The 16,905-nt window shown below is 48.2% G+C and carries 25 protein-coding genes; 22 read left to right on the top strand and 3 right to left on the bottom strand.

Annotated elements, in window-relative coordinates; genetic code table 11:
* Nucleotides 1–211 precede the first annotated feature (211 nt).
* The 19 genes from rplE (at nt 212) to prfA (ending at nt 13,023) form a co-directional block, all read left to right on the top strand.
* Complete coding sequence (gene rplE / locus QUB64_RS10855; RefSeq protein ID WP_293133873.1) at nt 212–757, top strand: 50S ribosomal protein L5; 546 nt, start codon at nt 212–214, stop codon at nt 755–757.
* A gap of 23 nt (nt 758–780) precedes the next feature.
* Complete coding sequence (rpsH, locus tag QUB64_RS10860; RefSeq protein WP_333265387.1) at nt 781–1,185, top strand: 30S ribosomal protein S8; 405 nt, start codon at nt 781–783, stop codon at nt 1,183–1,185.
* A 122-nt stretch (nt 1,186–1,307) separates the two neighbouring features.
* Nucleotides 1,308–1,856, top strand: a complete 549-nt coding sequence (gene rplF / locus QUB64_RS10865) for a 50S ribosomal protein L6 (RefSeq protein ID WP_333265384.1) — start codon at nt 1,308–1,310, stop codon at nt 1,854–1,856.
* Between the two features lie 2 nt (nt 1,857–1,858).
* Complete coding sequence (gene rplR / locus QUB64_RS10870) at nt 1,859–2,221, top strand: 50S ribosomal protein L18 (RefSeq protein ID WP_333265382.1); 363 nt, start codon at nt 1,859–1,861, stop codon at nt 2,219–2,221.
* A gap of 200 nt (nt 2,222–2,421) precedes the next feature.
* Entirely contained in the window at nt 2,422–2,964 is a 543-nt protein-coding gene (gene rpsE, locus QUB64_RS10875; protein ID WP_333265380.1) for a 30S ribosomal protein S5, read from the top strand.
* 145 nt (nt 2,965–3,109) lie between these two features.
* Nucleotides 3,110–3,556: a 50S ribosomal protein L15 gene (gene rplO, locus QUB64_RS10880; protein ID WP_333265378.1), complete on the top strand. Its 447-nt coding sequence runs from the start codon at nt 3,110–3,112 to the stop codon at nt 3,554–3,556.
* Nucleotides 3,557–3,659: 103 nt separating this feature from the next.
* Complete coding sequence (secY, locus tag QUB64_RS10885) at nt 3,660–4,964, top strand: preprotein translocase subunit SecY (RefSeq protein ID WP_333265376.1); 1,305 nt, start codon at nt 3,660–3,662, stop codon at nt 4,962–4,964.
* 5 nt (nt 4,965–4,969) lie between these two features.
* Entirely contained in the window at nt 4,970–5,551 is a 582-nt protein-coding gene (locus QUB64_RS10890) for an adenylate kinase (RefSeq protein ID WP_333265374.1), read from the top strand.
* A 293-nt stretch (nt 5,552–5,844) separates the two neighbouring features.
* Nucleotides 5,845–6,069, top strand: coding sequence for a translation initiation factor IF-1 (gene infA / locus QUB64_RS10895; RefSeq protein WP_006276978.1), 225 nt, complete (start codon nt 5,845–5,847; stop codon nt 6,067–6,069).
* 369 nt (nt 6,070–6,438) lie between these two features.
* On the top strand, nt 6,439–6,552 hold the full coding sequence (rpmJ, locus tag QUB64_RS10900; protein ID WP_015178722.1) for a 50S ribosomal protein L36: 114 nt from the start codon (nt 6,439–6,441) through the stop codon (nt 6,550–6,552).
* 83 nt (nt 6,553–6,635) lie between these two features.
* Nucleotides 6,636–7,019: a 30S ribosomal protein S13 gene (gene rpsM, locus QUB64_RS10905; protein WP_333180233.1), complete on the top strand. Its 384-nt coding sequence runs from the start codon at nt 6,636–6,638 to the stop codon at nt 7,017–7,019.
* Between the two features lie 87 nt (nt 7,020–7,106).
* Entirely contained in the window at nt 7,107–7,508 is a 402-nt protein-coding gene (gene rpsK, locus QUB64_RS10910) for a 30S ribosomal protein S11 (protein ID WP_265233150.1), read from the top strand.
* A 178-nt stretch (nt 7,509–7,686) separates the two neighbouring features.
* Complete coding sequence (locus QUB64_RS10915) at nt 7,687–8,631, top strand: DNA-directed RNA polymerase subunit alpha (RefSeq protein WP_332944788.1); 945 nt, start codon at nt 7,687–7,689, stop codon at nt 8,629–8,631.
* Nucleotides 8,632–8,767: 136 nt separating this feature from the next.
* Nucleotides 8,768–9,118, top strand: a complete 351-nt coding sequence (gene rplQ / locus QUB64_RS10920) for a 50S ribosomal protein L17 (protein ID WP_333265927.1) — start codon at nt 8,768–8,770, stop codon at nt 9,116–9,118.
* A gap of 29 nt (nt 9,119–9,147) precedes the next feature.
* Entirely contained in the window at nt 9,148–9,990 is an 843-nt protein-coding gene (gene truA / locus QUB64_RS10925; protein WP_333265372.1) for a tRNA pseudouridine(38-40) synthase TruA, read from the top strand.
* Between the two features lie 152 nt (nt 9,991–10,142).
* Nucleotides 10,143–10,598, top strand: coding sequence for a 50S ribosomal protein L13 (gene rplM / locus QUB64_RS10930; RefSeq protein ID WP_333265370.1), 456 nt, complete (start codon nt 10,143–10,145; stop codon nt 10,596–10,598).
* Nucleotides 10,598–11,011, top strand: a complete 414-nt coding sequence (rpsI, locus tag QUB64_RS10935) for a 30S ribosomal protein S9 (RefSeq protein WP_333265368.1) — start codon at nt 10,598–10,600, stop codon at nt 11,009–11,011. Before rplM ends, rpsI begins: the two co-directional genes overlap by 1 nt.
* 290 nt (nt 11,012–11,301) lie before the next feature.
* The gene (gene rpmE / locus QUB64_RS10940; protein ID WP_293133820.1) at nt 11,302–11,610 is read left to right on the top strand and encodes a 50S ribosomal protein L31; all 309 of its coding nucleotides are present in this window, start codon (nt 11,302–11,304) and stop codon (nt 11,608–11,610) included.
* A gap of 318 nt (nt 11,611–11,928) precedes the next feature.
* A complete protein-coding gene (gene prfA / locus QUB64_RS10945) occupies nt 11,929–13,023 on the top strand; it encodes a peptide chain release factor 1 (protein ID WP_333265364.1) in 1,095 nt (364 codons plus the stop codon).
* 15 nt (nt 13,024–13,038) lie between these two features.
* Here the strand turns inward: prfA and QUB64_RS10950 are convergent, their stop codons facing one another.
* Nucleotides 13,039–13,476 carry a hypothetical protein gene (locus QUB64_RS10950; RefSeq protein WP_333265362.1) on the bottom strand — a complete coding sequence of 146 codons (438 nt, stop codon included), beginning with the start codon at nt 13,474–13,476 and terminating at the stop codon, nt 13,039–13,041.
* 181 nt (nt 13,477–13,657) lie between these two features.
* On the opposite strand from QUB64_RS10950, the gene QUB64_RS10955 reads away from it, so the two are divergent.
* From QUB64_RS10955 to QUB64_RS10965, 3 genes are read left to right on the top strand one after another with little or no spacing between them, the layout of a single operon-like run.
* Nucleotides 13,658–14,005: a helix-turn-helix domain-containing protein gene (locus tag QUB64_RS10955; protein ID WP_333265360.1), complete on the top strand. Its 348-nt coding sequence runs from the start codon at nt 13,658–13,660 to the stop codon at nt 14,003–14,005.
* Between the two features lie 53 nt (nt 14,006–14,058).
* Nucleotides 14,059–14,424 carry a helix-turn-helix domain-containing protein gene (locus QUB64_RS10960; protein ID WP_333265358.1) on the top strand — a complete coding sequence of 122 codons (366 nt, stop codon included), beginning with the start codon at nt 14,059–14,061 and terminating at the stop codon, nt 14,422–14,424.
* A 56-nt stretch (nt 14,425–14,480) separates the two neighbouring features.
* Nucleotides 14,481–15,044 carry a Uma2 family endonuclease gene (locus tag QUB64_RS10965; protein WP_333265356.1) on the top strand — a complete coding sequence of 188 codons (564 nt, stop codon included), beginning with the start codon at nt 14,481–14,483 and terminating at the stop codon, nt 15,042–15,044.
* Between the two features lie 43 nt (nt 15,045–15,087).
* On the opposite strand, the gene QUB64_RS10970 is transcribed toward QUB64_RS10965, so the two are convergent.
* On the bottom strand, nt 15,088–15,897 hold the full coding sequence (locus QUB64_RS10970; RefSeq protein ID WP_333265354.1) for a pentapeptide repeat-containing protein: 810 nt from the start codon (nt 15,895–15,897) through the stop codon (nt 15,088–15,090).
* Nucleotides 15,898–15,962: 65 nt separating this feature from the next.
* Nucleotides 15,963–16,799 carry an Rpn family recombination-promoting nuclease/putative transposase gene (locus QUB64_RS10975; protein ID WP_333265352.1) on the bottom strand — a complete coding sequence of 279 codons (837 nt, stop codon included), beginning with the start codon at nt 16,797–16,799 and terminating at the stop codon, nt 15,963–15,965.
* Nucleotides 16,800–16,905 lie beyond the last annotated feature (106 nt).

Below are 16,905 nucleotides of genomic sequence, written 5' to 3' on the forward strand. Positions count from 1 at the left end.
TTGGCAACTAACAACTGACACAGGTCAACTGACACAGGTCAACTGACACAGCTCAACTGTCAGTTGTCAACTAACAACTGGCAACCGACAACTGACAACTGACACAGGTCACAGGTCAACTGTCACAGGTCAACTGTCACAGGTCAACTGTCACAGGTCAAAGAACAATTCCCTGACCAAGCCCAGGGACAGTTAACGAAACACAAAAACTATGCCGGACAAACTCAAAGTTCTTTATCAAGGTAAAATCGTTCCCAAACTGATGGATCAGTTTAAATATACTAATATCCATCAGGTTCCCAAACTCATCAAAGTTACCGTTAACCGCGGTTTGGGAGAAGCTTCTCAAAATGCTAAGGCACTGGATTCGTCGCTGAATGAAATTGCTATCATCACCGGACAAAAACCAGTGGTGACTCGGGCGAAAAAAGCGATCGCAGGCTTCAAAATCCGTAAAGGAGTACCAGTCGGTGTGATGGTGACGCTGCGCGGCGATCGGATGTACGATTTTCTCGATCGGCTGATCAACCTCGCACTCCCCCGCATCCGCGACTTCCGCGGCATCAGTCCCAAAAGCTTTGACGGGCGCGGCAACTACAGCTTGGGTCTGAGAGAACAGCTAATTTTTCCAGAAATAGAATATGACCGCATCGATCAAATTCGAGGCATGGACATTTCAATTATCACCACAGCAAACACCGACGAAGAAGGACGCGCCTTGCTCAAAGAAATGGGAATGCCCTTCCGGGACAACTAAGCAGTAGAGTAAGGATCTTTCACATGGCAGCTAACGATACCATAGCAGATATGTTGACGCGCATTCGCAATTCTTGCATGGCGCGCCACCAAACAACGCAAATTCCATCCACAAAAATGACCCGCAGCATCGCCCAAGTCCTCAAAAGCGAAGGCTTTATCGGCGAATTTGAAGAAGCAGAAGCAGAAGGGATTCAGCGATATTTAGTGCTTTCTCTGAAGTACAAAGGTAAAACTCGCAAGCCCATTATCACGGCACTTAAGCGAGTCAGCAAACCAGGACTTCGCGTTTACTCGAACCGTAAAGAATTGCCCAGAGTTTTAGGCGGAATTGGCATTGCCATTATCTCTACCTCCAGCGGCATTATGACCGATCGAGAAGCCCGACGCCAAGGTTTGGGCGGTGAAGTGCTTTGTTATGTTTGGTAGTCATTAGTCATTAGTCATTAGTCACTGGTCATTGGAAACAGACTCAAGAATCAATCACTAAGGACTAATAACTAAAGGCTAATAATCAAGGACTAATAACTAAAAACAAAGGACAAAAAAATATGTCGCGAATTGGCAAGCGTCCGATTAGCATCCCCAGTAAAGTCACCATCACCCTAGACGGTCAAAAAGTAGCCGTCAAAGGCCCCAAAGGTGAACTTTCCCGAGTGATACCAGCCGAAATCCTCATGGGACTCGAAGGCGAGACTTTACTCGTTACCCGCCGAGACGAATCTCGCGTCGCCAGACAACTGCACGGCTTGTGCCGCACCCTAGTCGCCAACATGGTCGAAGGTGTATCCCAAGGCTTTCAGCGTCGTCTGGAAATTATCGGTACAGGTTATCGGGCACAGGTTCAAGGACGGAACCTGATTTTAAACGTCGGTTACAGCAAGCCCGTTGAAATGCCCCCTCCAGAAGGCATCACCATGGCAGTTGAAGGCAACACCAACGTCATTGTCTCCGGCATTGACAAAGAACTCGTAGGCAACACAGCAGCCCGCATCCGCGCGGTGCGTCCGCCCGAAGTCTACAAGGGCAAAGGTATTCGCTACAGCGGCGAAGTCGTCCGGCGCAAAGCTGGTAAAACAGGCAAAACAGGTAAGAAGTAACAATGAAGCTTACTCGCAAAGAATCAGTCCACCGCAGACACCGCCGCGTACGGCGCAAGGTATTCGGCACCGCCGAACGTCCAAGATTAGCGGTATTTCGATCGTCCAATCACATCTACGCTCAAGTAATCGACGACGCGGCACAGCACACTTTGGCTGCTGCGTCAACCCTCGATCCAGAATTGAAGTCAAATCTCACTTCTGGCAGCAACTGCTCCGCGAGCGTCCAAGTCGGTCAGTTGATTGCCAAACGCTGCTCCAGCGCTGGCATAGCTAAAGTCGTATTCGATCGCGGAGGCAACCTCTATCACGGTCGCGTCAAAGCCCTCGCAGATGCAGCTCGCGAAGCCGGGTTAGACTTTTAGGAAGAAGGAAGTTCGGCAACGGATTGTGTAACGGATGTAACGGATGTAACGGATAGCAGGAATCAGGAATCTCCAATAAATTTATTATTTGTGTAATTTACAAATAATAAACAATCGAGAATAAAATTCTTAATTCCTAATTATTAATTTTTACTTACCAACAACCAGTTAGCAATCTTCAATTCCCACAAGACAAAACTATGGCAGAACAAAAAGAACAGCGCAACAAGAAAAAAAGCAGCAACAAAGGGCGCGAAAAAGAATCGGAATGGCAAGAACGGGTTGTTCAGATTCGTCGCGTTACCAAAGTAGTTAAAGGCGGTAAAAAACTCAGCTTCCGCGCCATAGTCATTATCGGCAACGAGCGCGGTCAAGTTGGAGTGGGAGTCGGCAAAGCTAGCGACGTAATCGGTGCCGTTAAAAAAGGCGTCGCTGACGGCAAAAAGCACCTAATTGAAGTTCCCCTCACCAAATCAAACTCCATCCCTCACCCCATTAACGGTGCAGGCGGCGGAGCCAAAGTAATGATGCGTCCGGCAGCACCCGGAACAGGCGTAATCGCAGGGGGAGCAGTGCGAACTGTTCTCGAACTAGCAGGAGTCCGCAACATCTTAGCCAAACAGCTAGGTTCTGGAAATCCCTTAAACAACGCCAGAGCAGCAGTCAACGCCCTCTCCACCCTCCGCACCTTGTCCGAAGTGGCTCAAGAACGCGGAATTCCAGTAGAAAACCTCTACGGTTAGGGCATAGAGAATGGGAAACTGTCAGTTTTGAGTGTTAAGTGTCAAGTTGAGTATTACAAAATCCGCAACTCAAAACTCACGCACTCAAAACTACTGCGCGCCCCCTCTCTTGCATACCAATTACCAATTACCAATTACTAAAACTATGAGATTGCAAGACGCCCGACCCAAAGCAGGCTCCCAAAAGCGCCCCCGACGCTTGGGCAGAGGTATTTCTGCCGGTCAAGGCGCGAGCTCCGGCAAAGGGATGCGCGGTCAAAAATCTAGAGCCGGTAGCGGCACTAGACCCGGTTTTGAAGGTGGTCAAAATCCCCTTTACCGCCGCCTGCCAAAGCTGAAAAGCTTCCCTCTAGTGAACCGGAAAGAGTACACTACCATTAATGTAAGTAGATTAGCATCCCTGCCAGCAAACACAGCAGTTACTCTCACCTCTTTGATCGAAGCAAAAATTGTCACGACAGACGACGGGCCGCTGAAAATCTTAGGAGATGGCGAACTGAATGTGGCTCTGCAAGTGCGCGCTGCGGCTTTTACCGCAGGTGCTCGCACCAAAATTGAAGCCGCTGGCGGAAGTTGCGAATTAGTTGCCTAAAGATTTGAGGTTTGAGAGGATGTCCAAATCTCAAATCCTCTCTTCTTGCTATCAGAAAATGATTTAGTCGAAAATCCCAAATCTAAAATCCCAAATCGTAACTATGGACGTTAGTAAAGAGAAAGCGCCAACTGCACAAGAGACGTTCATGCAGATGGCTCAAGCTGCTGGTTTGCGGGGCCGCATCCTCGTCACCATTGGCTTATTGATTTTAGTGCGCCTGGGTGTCCACTTGCCAGTCCCCGGTATCGATCGAGCCGCCTTTGCCCAAAACGTCCAAAATAGCCCTTTAATTGGCTTTTTGGACTTGTTTTCAGGAGGCGGCCTGTCAGCTTTGGGGATTTTCGCGCTGGGGATTTTGCCCTACATTAATGCTTCAATTATCGTGCAACTTCTAACTGCGGCTCTGCCAAGTTTAGAAGACTTGCAGAAAAATGAAGGGGAAGCAGGGCGGCGCAAGATTTCTCAAATTACTCGCTACGTTTCTTTGGGCTGGGCTATTCTGCAAAGCATTGGCATTGCAATTTGGGTCAGCCCTTTTGCTCAATCTCCATCGCCTTTTTTCATCCCGCAGACTGCTTTGGCTCTGACGGCCGGATCGATGTTTGTCATGTGGATCTCGGAATTGGTGACGGAACGAGGCATCGGGAACGGAGCATCGCTGTTGATTTTTATCAACATTGTGTCGGTTTTGCCGCGATCTTTGGGACAAACTTTTGAATTGGCTCAAAGTGGCGACACGCAAGTTGTCGGCCGCGTAGTAGTTCTGCTGCTGGTCTTTTTGGTGACGATTGTCGGGATTGTTTTTGTTCAGGAAGGTACTCGCCGGATTCCGATTATTTCGGCCCGCCGTCAAGTCGGCCGCAAAGTTTATCGGGAAAGCCGCAGTTATCTACCCCTGCGGTTGAATCAAGGCGGAGTGATGCCGATTATTTTTGCATCTTCGGTGTTGATTGTGCCTTCTTTCCTCGCTCAGTCTCTCAATCAGCCGTTTTTGGTTCAAGTTGCTAATGTGTTGAGTCCGAACGGCCCTGCGCCTTGGGCTTACGCGCTGTTTTATCTGACTTTGATTCTGTTCTTCAGCTATTTCTACGCTTCGTTGATTGTCAACCCCGTAGATATGTCTCAAAACTTGAAGAAAATGGGCGCCAGTATTCCTGGGATTCGTCCCGGTCAGAAAACCAGCGATTATGTGGAGAAGGTTTTGAACCGTTTGACTTTCTTGGGAGCGATTTTTCTAGGTCTGGTGGCCATTGTACCAACGGCTGTAGAAAGTGCGATCGGCGTCCAAACTTTTAGAGGGTTTGGTGCAACTTCCCTGCTAATTCTAGTGGGTGTGGCGATCGAAACTGCCAAGCAAATTCAAACTTACGTCATCTCCCAGCGATATGAAGGAATGGTGAAGTAATCGCAATGCAATTGATTTTTATGGGGCCTCCAGGGGCGGGAAAGGGAACTCAGGCTCAGCTCTTAGCCGCTCTCTGGAAAATACCCCACATTTCTACCGGTGACATCCTCCGCGCCTGCGTGGTGGCGAAAACTCCCTTGGGTGTAAAAGCTAAATCCTACATGGATGCTGGTGAGTTGGTTCCCGACGAGTTATTGATGGATATCGTACAAGAACGCATGAATGAACCAGATGCTCGTGCAGGCTGGATTTTGGACGGATTTCCCCGTACTGTGGCACAGGCAGCGTTTTTTGACAAACTGCTGTGTGATGTTGGTACTGAGGGAAGTAAGTCTGGAAAGGATTGCGATCTCAGAGCTGTCAATTTGGACGTACCTGACAATGTTTTGGTGACTCGGCTGCTGTCGCGGGGCCGCCAAGATGACAATGAGGAGACGATCCGCCGCCGGTTGCAAGTTTATCGCGAGCAAACTGAGCCTTTGATTGAATTTTACAGCGCCCGCGAACAGTTGGTTGCGGTTGATGGCGATCGCGATATGGAAGTAGTCACCGCAGAACTGCAACAAGCGCTCTCTGGCGACTCTTGAACCCTCGCAATACAGCTTGTTACTCACCAGCTTTTGCTAAGATATGTTAACTAGGAGCTTTTTGTGCTATCAGGTTTTGTGAGGGTTGCGAGAAACCGGATTGAACTCGATACTAATTGCCATAACTTTACTCCAGTAAAGTTGAAGCGAGCGGTTAATTAAGTCAAAAAGTCGATCGAGTCGCCCGAATTCTTCCCCCCGTTCCCGTTTGCTCCCTACTTTGTAAATAGGTTTTGAAGCAAACAGCGGGACACTCCTAGTTAATCAAATGTAGAGTTGAGGTAAATACCAAATTGTCTAAGCAAGATTTAATTGAAATGGAAGGGACAGTGACGGAATCACTGCCGAATGCGATGTTTCGCGTTGACCTAGATAATGGGTTTAACGTGTTAGCTCACATTTCCGGTAAGATCCGCCGCAACTACATCAAAATTCTGCCTGGCGATCGCGTCAAAGTCGAATTAACTCCCTACGACTTGACCAAAGGCCGGATTACTTATCGCCTTCGCAAAAAATAGGCTTAGATAAAACTTTCTAAAAACTAATTCTAAGTTTAATTAGAGAGAATTTGGTAAAAAGCGTCAAATTTATGCTATAATGCTACGTTTGTAGTGTTGCCGAGAAGGGCGTCAACAACCCAGCGGCGTACCGGGTTAAGTCATTGCTACGCCGTTTAAGTATCGCTCGCCAACATTTTTGTGCAGGCGAACTTTACCCCAGCAATGGGAGTGGGTACAAGCGGGCTCCTTCATGAAACAACCCGCACTTTATACAATTTAATCGAGGAGAGGTCTACACCTTGCCCAGCCTCTCCTCCCACCGCTCGCTAGGGCAGTCCCAACGTGCCTGCTTTTCGGTTGAGCGGGGTTCTCCAGGCAGGAAGAAAGATGAAAGTTCGAGCATCTGTCAAAAAAATTTGTGAAAAATGTCGCGTCATCCGCCGTCGCGGTCGAGTGATGGTGATATGCACTAACCCGAAACACAAACAGCGCCAAGGTTAGAAAACAGGAAGATTGGGCAATGCACGCAGGTGCTGCCTAATTCAACATTGTAGCCAAACAGGAAAACTAGGGAGACAAAAAGTGTGGCACGGATTGCCGGGGTAGACCTTCCACGCGATAAGCGCGTCGAAATAGGTCTGACATACATTTACGGAATAGGCCTGTCGCGGGCCCAACAAATTATCGCTGCAACAGGCGTAAATCCTGACACTCGCGTCAAGGATTTAACAGAAGCCGACGTGACTGCTCTGCGGGCTCACGTAGAAAGCACCTACCAAATCGAAGGAGACCTCCGGCGCTGGGAGTCAATGAACATCAAGCGCCTGATGGATATCGGGACTTACCGCGGTCGCCGTCACCGTTTGGGTCTGCCTGTGCGGGGACAGCGAACCCGTACCAACGCCAGAACCCGTCGCGGCGTCCGCCGTACAGTGGCGGGCAAGAAAAAAGCACCGTCCAAGAAATAACAGCAGTTTGCAGGAAATTTATGTTCCTGCCGACTGTTTCCCCGCCTTTGGGGAGAGTAATTCAATGAAAACGATAAAGAGACTAATATGCCGCCACGACAACAAACAGGCAAGAAATCTGGTGCAAAAAAGCAGAAACGTAACGTACCGAATGGGGTAGGCTACATCCAGTCTACCTTTAACAATACGATCGTGACTATTACCGACCTCAACGGCGAAGTAATATCCTGGGCATCAGCAGGTTCCAGCGGTTTTAAAGGAGCTAAAAAGGGTACTCCCTTTGCAGCTCAAACAGCAGCAGAAAGTGCAGCCCGCAGAGCCAATGACCAGGGAATGCGCCAAATAGAAGTAATGGTGAGCGGACCCGGAGCAGGTCGAGAAACTGCAATTCGGGCGCTGCAAGGGGCTGGACTGGAAATTACCCTGATTAGAGATGTTACCCCAATTCCTCACAACGGCTGTCGCCCTCCCAAGCGGCGTAGAGTCTAAAACGATTTGAGATTTTAGATTTTAGATTTTGGATATTGGCTAACTGCTTAAAGTCAAAAAAAAAATCATGGTTCTAACTGTTGCCCCGTCCATCCAAAATCCGAAATCCGTTCAGGGGTATGCTCTGCAATCTAAAATCCAAAATCAAAAATCAAAAGTGGAAAAGGGAGGTCACTCCGTGGCGCAGTTTCAAATTGAATGTATAGAGTCTAATACTGACAAAGACCGCAGTCAGTACGGAAAATTTGTCCTGGAACCGCTCGATCGCGGTCAAGGAACAACTGTTGGGAATGCGCTTCGGCGAGTTCTGCTGTCCAATTTGGAAGGAACAGCAGTAACTTCAGTCCGCATCGCGGGCGTCAATCACGAGTTTGCCACGATCGAAGGGGTACGTGAGGACGTTCTGGAAATTCTCCTGAACATGAAAGAGGTTGTTCTCAAAACTCATTCCCAGCAGCCGCAAATCGGTAGGTTGCGGATTGAGGGGCCAGTCACAGTTACTGCCGATCGATTCGATTTGCCCTCTGAGGTGGAATTGATCGATAAATCGCAATACATTGCGACTCTCTCACCGGGTTCTGTTCTGGAAATGGAATTCAGAATAGAAAAAGGCATCGGATATCGAGCAGTAGACCGCAGTCGCGATGATGGGTCGGCTTTGGATTTTCTCCAAATTGACGCCATCTTTATGCCGATTCGCAGGGTCAACTACAGCGTGGAAGATGCTCGGCTCGGTGGCAGTGCTGAGAAAGACCGGCTGGTTATGGAAATCTGGACAGATGGCAGCGTGACTCCTCAAGAAGCTCTGAGTCAATCTGCACACATCCTGGTAGATTTATTTGCACCTCTCAAAGACATCACCCAAGATTCTCTCAAACCCGAGTATCCAGGTGAGGCCGATCCTACGAGCCAAATTCCGATCGAAGAATTGCAGTTGTCAGTCCGGGCTTACAACTGTCTCAAGCGGGCTCAGATCAACTCAGTTGCAGACTTATTGGATTATACCCAAGAAGACTTGCTCGAGATTAAGAACTTCGGGCAGAAGTCCGCAGAAGAAGTGATTGAAGCTTTACAAAAACGCTTGGGCATTACCTTGCCACAGGAAAAATCAGCTAAAAGTTAATCAACGGGTAACGGGTAAAAAAGTTCTGCATTCTCAGTACGTGAGTTCTTCAGAAACAAGAAAAATTCACCGCCCGAGCTCGATCGCAGACTGTCTATCCCCGCGCCCAATTACCAATTACCAATTACCAACTCCTATGCGTCACCGCTGTCGCGTCCCCCAACTAAACAAACCGGCTGACCAGCGCCGCGCCATGCTGCGCTCGCTGACCACCGAATTAATCCGCCACGGTAAAATCACTACCACTATGGCCCGCGCCAAAGCGCTGCGCCCAGAAGCTGACAGAATGATTACCCTGGCAAAAGATGGCTCATTGGCCGCTCGCCGGCAAGCGATGGGCTTTATCTACGACAAACAGTTAGTACACGCCTTGTTTGAGGCGGCCCAAGAACGGTACGGCTCGCGCAAGGGGGGCTACACCCGCGTAGTGCGAACTGTCCCCCGCCAAGGAGACAATTCCGAAATGGCGATCGTTGAACTGGTTTAATGCAATTTTGGGTTGGAGATTTTTGATTTATGACTGACAATCCAAAATCCCCAATCGAAAATCCCCGATCGATAGAGCGCGTTGCTCTGGTAATCCAATACCTCGGCACTCACTTTCACGGTTGGCAGCGACAGCCGAACCAGCGTACAGTACAAGAAGAAATTGAAACAACAATATCGAATGTGCTCCAACGCCCGGTAACGCTGTACGCGGCCGGGAGAACTGATGCGGGAGTTCACGCCGCTGCTCAAGTAGCCCATTTTGATGCTGATGGCCCAATTCCGGCTCACCGCTGGGCAAGCGTTCTCAACTCTCGACTGGCAAAAGATATTTTAATTCGAGCTTCGGCAAAGGTGGAACCTACCTGGCACGCTCGGTTCTCAGCCAGTTGGCGGCGCTATCGCTACACCCTCTATACAGACCCGATTCCTAATTTGTTTGTGCGTCCTTATGCTTGGCACTGCTATCACGCGCCTGTGGATGAATCAAAGATTCAGGCAGCTTTGACACCGCTAATCGGGCGGCATCACTTGGCTGCTTTCCACCGCGCGGGGTCTGCGCGCCCCCATTCCTGGGTGGACGTACAAGCGGCAGAGTGTTACCGTTCTGGGCCTCTTATCTATATTGAGGTTCAGGCGAGCGGGTTTCTGTACGGGATGATGCGCCTGCTGGTGGGGTTGCTGGTGCAGGTGGGTCGGGGGGAAAGGGCGATCGACAATTTCACAGATATCTGGGTCAACGAACGCCGAGAAATGGTAAAATACGCCGCTCCCGCTCAAGGTTTATGCCTGTTGCGGGTTGGCTATCAGGACTTTCCCTTTCCCGCCGATGTTTGGTACGACACTCAGCCAAAATTAGTCATTAGTCAGTAGTCATTAGTCAGCAGTCATCAGTCATTAGTAAGTAGATAACTACTAATAAAAAAAACTCATGGCTGACCAATCAAAGTTAACAACTAACAACTAATGACTAATGACTAATGACTGATGACTAATGACTAACAACTAACAACTAACAATTACCGATGAACAAAACTTACGTCCCTACTCAAGACTCCCTAGAGCACAAGTGGTACGTGGTCGATGCCGCCGACCAGCGGCTGGGCCGTCTGGCAACAGAAGTTGCCATGTACCTCCGGGGCAAACACAAACCCACTTACACTCCTTCCATGGATACCGGCGACTTCGTAATTGTCATCAATGCTGACAAAATCGCTGTTACTGGTAAAAAACGCACCCAGAAAATCTACCGCCGCCACTCTGGCAGACCGGGCGGCATGAAAACAGAAACTTTTGCCAAATTGCAAGCACGTGTGCCCGAAAGAATTGTCGAAGAAGCTATCCGAGGAATGCTACCTCACACTGCTCTAGGCAGACAACTATTTACTAAGCTGAAGGTGTACGCTGGCCCCAACCACCCGCACCAAGCTCAAAAACCAGAAGAGTTAATTGTTCACACGATTCCGGGAGGAAATGAGTAATGCAAGCAACAGATACATCCGGCCGCGCTGTGTACTGGGGTACCGGTCGCCGCAAGTGTTCCGTAGCGCGGGTACGTTTGGTTCCCGGCACTGGCATACTGACTGTCAACGGTAAAGAGGGCGATTTGTACCTGCAATTCAACCCTACTTATTTGGCACTCGCCAAGGCCCCTCTGGAAACTTTGGGTCTGGAAAATGAGTATGACATTTTGGTAAAAGTCGAAGGCGGTGGCTTGACAGGTCAAGCTGACTCGATTCGCTTGGGTGTCGCTAGAGCACTTTGTCAGTTAGACCCGGACAACCGGAAACCTCTGAAGATTGAGGGCTATTTGACTCGCGACCCGCGGGCTAAAGAACGGAAAAAGTACGGTTTGCGGAAAGCTCGCAAGGCTCCTCAATACTCGAAGCGGTAATCGAGGGCAGTTCGGCAACGGATTTTGTAACGGATGTAACGGATGTAACGGATGTAATGAAAGTTCGGCAACGGATTTTTTAACGGATGTAACGGATGTAACGGGTTGAGGGAAGAAGGAAGAAGGAAAAGGCAAGAATCGTTCAGATTTTATCTGCCTTTTTTTCAAGTTTATTTCGGATTCCTGATTCCCGGTTCCAACAGGTATAAGACAAAATTGGTGCTGTTGTTGGTCTAGAAGTCCTGCGGCAGCTAAAATGGTTGTAAAGTCAAAAATTAGAGAGTAAAAAAATGGCGAAAGATGGTATTCATCCTGAGTGGTATCCCGAAGCTCAGGTTTATTGCAACGGCGAACATGTGATGACTGTTGGTTCCACTAGACCAAAGCTTCAAGTTGATGTCTGGTCTGGAAATCATCCTTTTTATACTGGCACTCAGAAGATTATTGATACTGAAGGTCGTGTGGAACGCTTTATGCGCAAATACGGCATGACGGACGTAGAAATGCCCAAGGCAGATGCTATGTCTGGGCCACTAAAAATGGAAGACCCCAAAGCAGATGCTGCTAAAGCTGCTGCTAAAGCCAAAAAGAAGAAGTAGCCGGATTGTCATTTGTCCGCAGTTGGTTGGGAGTAGTTTTTTCTCTACTGGTAACTGACTGCTCTCGGATTTTGGATTTGAGATTTGAGATTGCTACGGCTGGCAGTTGAGTTCGATAGCGATTCTATCTCAACTGCTATTCAAATCTAAAGTCTAAAATCTAAAATCTATCCGCCCTCGGATTGGAGAGCTTAGATTGAAGAGTTGTTACGGCTGGCAGTTGAAGAAAGATCGACATTATATCCGAACTGCTCTTCAAATCTAAAATCTAAAATCTAAAATCTAAAATCTAAAATCGATTGACGGAGGACATTTGACATGGCTGAATCTTATTTACTGGATAAATTGAAGTCGGTAGAGCAAACTTTTCACGAGTTGACTCGCCGCATGGCTGACCCGGATGTGGCTAGGGATAATTATGAGTTCCAACGGGTGGCAAAAGCTCGATCGTCCTTGGAGGAAGTGGTCGATACTTTCGATCTGTGGAAAACTACTCAGGAAGATTTAGCGGGCGCGCGGCAGGTGCTTAAGGAGGCTGCGGGCGATCGAGATATGCAAGAAATGGCTGGGCTGGAAGTTGAGGAACTTGAGTCGAAGCTGGAGAATTTGGAAAGTCGTTTGAAGGTGTTGCTGCTTCCCCGCGACCCGAACGATGACAAGAATATTATGCTGGAAATTCGCGCGGGTACTGGCGGAGATGAAGCTAGTATTTGGGCGGGAGATTTGCTGCGCTTGTATACCCGCTACGCTCAAACTCAAGGCTGGCAGGTAAAATTGGTCAGCGAGTCACTGGCGGAAATGGGCGGCTTTAAAGAGGTGATTCTGGAAGTTACAGGCGACAGCGTGTACAGCAAGCTGAAGTTTGAGGCGGGAGTACACCGGGTGCAGCGCGTACCTGTGACTGAGGCTGGCGGCCGGGTGCACACCTCGACGGCTACGGTGGCGGTGATGCCGGAGGTGGATGAGGTGGAGATTCACATCGATCCAAAGGATATTGAGATGAGTACGGCTCGATCGGGCGGTGCTGGCGGTCAAAATGTGAACAAGGTGGAAACTGCTGCGGATTTGTTTCACAAGCCGACGGGGATTCGGATTTTCTGTACTGAGGAGCGCAGTCAGTTGCAGAATAAGGAGCGGGCGATGCAGATTTTGCGGGCTAAGCTCTACGAGATGAAGTTGCGCGAGCAGCAGGATGAGGTGAAGTCGCGGCGTTTGGCTCAGGTTGGTACTGGTTCGCGATCGGAGAAGATTCGCACCTACAACTATAAGGATAATCGGGCTACCGACCACCGTTTGGGGGAGAATTTTTCGCTCAATACTGTTTTGGAAGGGGATATTGAGGGGATTATTCAGACTTGCATTTCTCAGGATCAGCAGGAACGTTTGGCTGAGTTGGCTGCTTCTACTAATTGATGGATCGATCGGGGGCTAGGCGCATTGTTTGCTCAGCCTCAGCTCCCTGGTGACGCGGGAGATATTGTTGAGTAGGGCTTCCCAAATTGCGTCTGCGCTCTGGACGGGATATTTGAAATGTTCGATATCGTATTGTACAATTACTTCTAGGGGCGCGAGGGTTTGCTGGTTTCTACAACTGGCGATCGCTGCGATCGTCTCTTTTTCCCATCTGGCAAATAGCCTGTAGCTAAAAAAGGAACTGCATTTTTGTCCTTTATTGTTCAGATAAACGACTATTACTTGATGTTGTTTGGGGTACACTTTGACTATGCGGTTGACGGGGATTTTCAGGGCTTCGGCGGCTTCCGTTTTGGAAATTTGCCAGCACTGGGGTTTTAGCCAACCGGAGGCGGTGAGGCTTTGACGGTTGCGACGTGAGTTGTGGGTGTTTTGGCTGCGTCTTTTGGTCATTTTTGGGGACTCCTGGATCGTGAGGGGCGCTCCGATGCAGTAAAACTATATCTATAGTTTTTATTTTAGACTGAACTTACTTGTATGTCAATACTTACAAGTTAAGCGTTAAAGCATTAAATGATAATGATTTATAAACTGACCAGTTTACTTGTAGGTAAAGCCGAGTAGCTTTTAAGTCGTGAACATCCAAAATAGACAAAAATTGAGTGAAATTATCAAAACAGCGCGCGGGACAATGAGCCAGCGAGCGTTTGGTAAGCTTTTGGGCGTTTCCGCTACTGCTGTTCAGCTTTGGGAAAGAGGCGATACCGTTCCCGATACTGAAAACTTGGCTAAGCTCGCTGCCAGAGCAGGTTATACGCTAGAAGAATTTCTGAGATTTTTGGATGGCAAGCCAGTTTCAGAAGCTCCAGAAATCAACGATATTGTCAAAAAAATTCAGTTTTTGCCTCTGGGTCAAGTGGCGCTAATTGGCAGAGCTGTGGCGGATAGATTCGCGGCGGCGGCTGAGGTTTCTGGGGATTAAGGCTAGAGTCCAAATCAATTGAGCAGTAAACTGAGTTATGTGTTGATTAAGTGGTGACTCATACTGTGGACGCAGAAGCTCGGAAAAAACTTGTTGAGGTTGTGAAGCTAGCCCGTGGCTCCATGAGTTTTAGCGCTTTTGGTAGGCTATTGGGAGTCTCTGGGTCTGCTGTTCAGTATTGGGAGAAGGGACAGGTACTCCCAGATACGAAAAATTTGACTCAGATTGCAGCAAGAGCGGGCTTTACAATGGAAGAATTGATGGCTCATCTCGAAGGCAAGCCAATGCCTGAACCTGTCAATACCAATGACCTGCTGAAGAAAATTCAGTGTATGCCGATTAGTGAGTTAGCCGTGATTGGTAGAGCGGTGATGGACAGACTCGCGGCGGCTGCTGAGTCCTCTGGGAAATATAGTTGATGTATCAGTTGCCAAGTAGACTGGTAGAGACGGTTGAGTAACCTTAACTTGCCGATATGACGATCGCCCCTCACCAAACAAAACTAACCCTAGAAGAGTTTCTCCAACAGCCAGAAACCAAACCTGCGAGCGAATATATCGAAGGAGAAATCATTCAGAAACCGATGCCCAAAGGAAGACACAGCCGCCTGCAAGGAAAACTCTGCGATGCGGTGAATCGCGTCTGTGAAAGCGATCGCATTGCGTATGCTTTTCCCGAATTGCGCTGTAGTTTTGGCGATCGGGCGATCGTTGCCGATATTGCCGTTTTCCTCTGGGGGCAAATTCCTTTTACTGAGACGGGTGAAGTTCCCGATCGGTTTAATTTGCCACCCGATTGGATCGTTGAAGTTCTTTCACCCGAACAAAAGCCCAATAAAGTTATTGGAAATATTCTGTATTGTCTGAATTTTGGCAGTCGGTTGGGCTGGTTTCTCGACCCCGATGATGCTAGTATTTTAGTCTTGGCGCCCGAACAGCAACCCCGTTTGTATTTGGGAAATGAAGTATTGCCTGTATTAGAAGGTATTCCACTGCGATTAAAAGTCGAGCAGGTTTACGGTTGGCTGAAAATGCAATAGGTTGGGAGTTTGATCGATCGCCCTGCGGAGAAAACCACTCGCCCTACGCCTGACTCAATAAATCTAAAAATTCTTGTACAATGCGATCGGGTTCTTCGATACATCTGTTAGCGTCGCAATAGTGGATGATGCGGATGCCGTGGGATGCAAACTGGCGATCGCGCGTTTGATCTTTTTCTGTATCGGGATGGGATATTTCCAGAATACCCCATTTGCCTTGGTGGAAGATGAGGAAATCGGGTTCTTGGTTTTGTCGGCCGGAGGGTGTTGTCAGTCGGGCTTTGGAGTTGGGGAAGAAAAGGACGGAAGTGCGATCGAGTGCTTCGGCGATTTTAACTTCTTCTTCGCAGCGAAAACACAAATCATTCCAGTGATAAATACGTTCTTCTGATTCAGACAAAATCCCCTGGTTATGACCGTCTTCAGCCTTGATAATTTCATCTGATGCTGTCTTATTATCAGATATAACTGCACCCTGCAAATCTGCTGACGAATCAGATTTACTTAGGTTTACGAATAATACTCTGGCTCCGCTTAAGTTAGCACCGCTGAGGTTAACTCCAATCACTTGAGTTCGATTCAAGGTTATTTGCTGTCGTCTAAAATATCGTTTTAGGACTGATTTAAGATTGTTTTTTTTTACTTTTTCGTCAAAAGCTTCTGATAGTAATTTCCAGAGTTTAGCACCAGCAGACTTGATATATTCATCATTATATTGAGAGAGTTTAGCAATTTCTTCATAAAAACATCTGCCTTCCCAGCACTGTCTGAAGATTAGCTCTTGCACGTCGTTTAACTGTTCGTCGTCATCTAGGACTGTTTCGACAATGGCGAGAGCTTCATCAACAGTCATGGCTTAAGTTTCTTTAAAGTAAGTATCTGGTAAATTTTTGAACATATCGGACTATATTTTACCAATTAAGGCTGGCGTTCGTTCAACCAATTGGTTAAATCTGAGGCTTCTGAAAAGTCCAGCAGCGCCTCTCCTAAATTCTCTAATTCCTCTACGGATAAAGTCTGAATTTGCTCGCTTATTTGAGGAGCGATCGCACCGATGCGTCGAGTCAACTGGCGAGTGACTAACGACAGCGCCTCATTTTTCCTTCCTTCAATGAGACCATCTTCGCGAATTTCTTGGTAAATCACAGAACCGCGCATAGTTTCTTTCCTAAATAGTTGTCTAATTAAGTCTTTTTCAAATCTCAAACCTGCGAGCACTTGGGTGCAAGCGAGTAAATCCGCTTGCTGATTAGGTTCTTCGATTATAGCAATCTGAGTAGCTATTTGCTCTAACAAAGTTCGCGGGGAGTTCGTTTGAGATAGTGTCGCTAGCGGGAGTAGGCCGGGGACTGACAGCAGTAAAGCGGGGTCTTGTTCCCACAGGCGAAGGACTCGATATCCGTGCCGGGTGTTCGCGTCTGTGTACTCGGATACAAAAACTTGTTCTGAGGCTGTTTGTTGCAAAAAAATTACTACTTGATTGATGTCACAGGAGTATTGGCGTTTGAGCCTGACGTAGTAGTCTAGCATCCTGAAGGCGATCGGCGGATCGGAGTAGGGTCGGGTTTCAAATTCCAGATGGAGGATTTGGCGATCGGTTTGCAGGAATACGAGAGAATCTGCGCGGATGGGTTCTTGAATTAGTTCGGTTTTGAGAACCTGAATGTTGGTGGGTTCGTCAATTGGGAGTAGCCAGCGGACGAAGGCGGCGGGGAATTTTTCGGCTAGATATTTGCAGGTGTTGTCGTAGGCCAAGGAAGTTGGGTTGTCAGGGGTGATGAGAAGAGTTTAACTCTAGGGGCATCTACCTGAGAGGAGATTTTAGGGCGATTTGGGGAAAGTAACCACTTTATATTACTTT

Origin of the sequence: Microcoleus sp. Aus8_D2 (assembly GCF_036702665.1) — a bacterium.
GTDB lineage: Bacteria > Cyanobacteriota > Cyanobacteriia > Cyanobacteriales > Microcoleaceae > Microcoleus.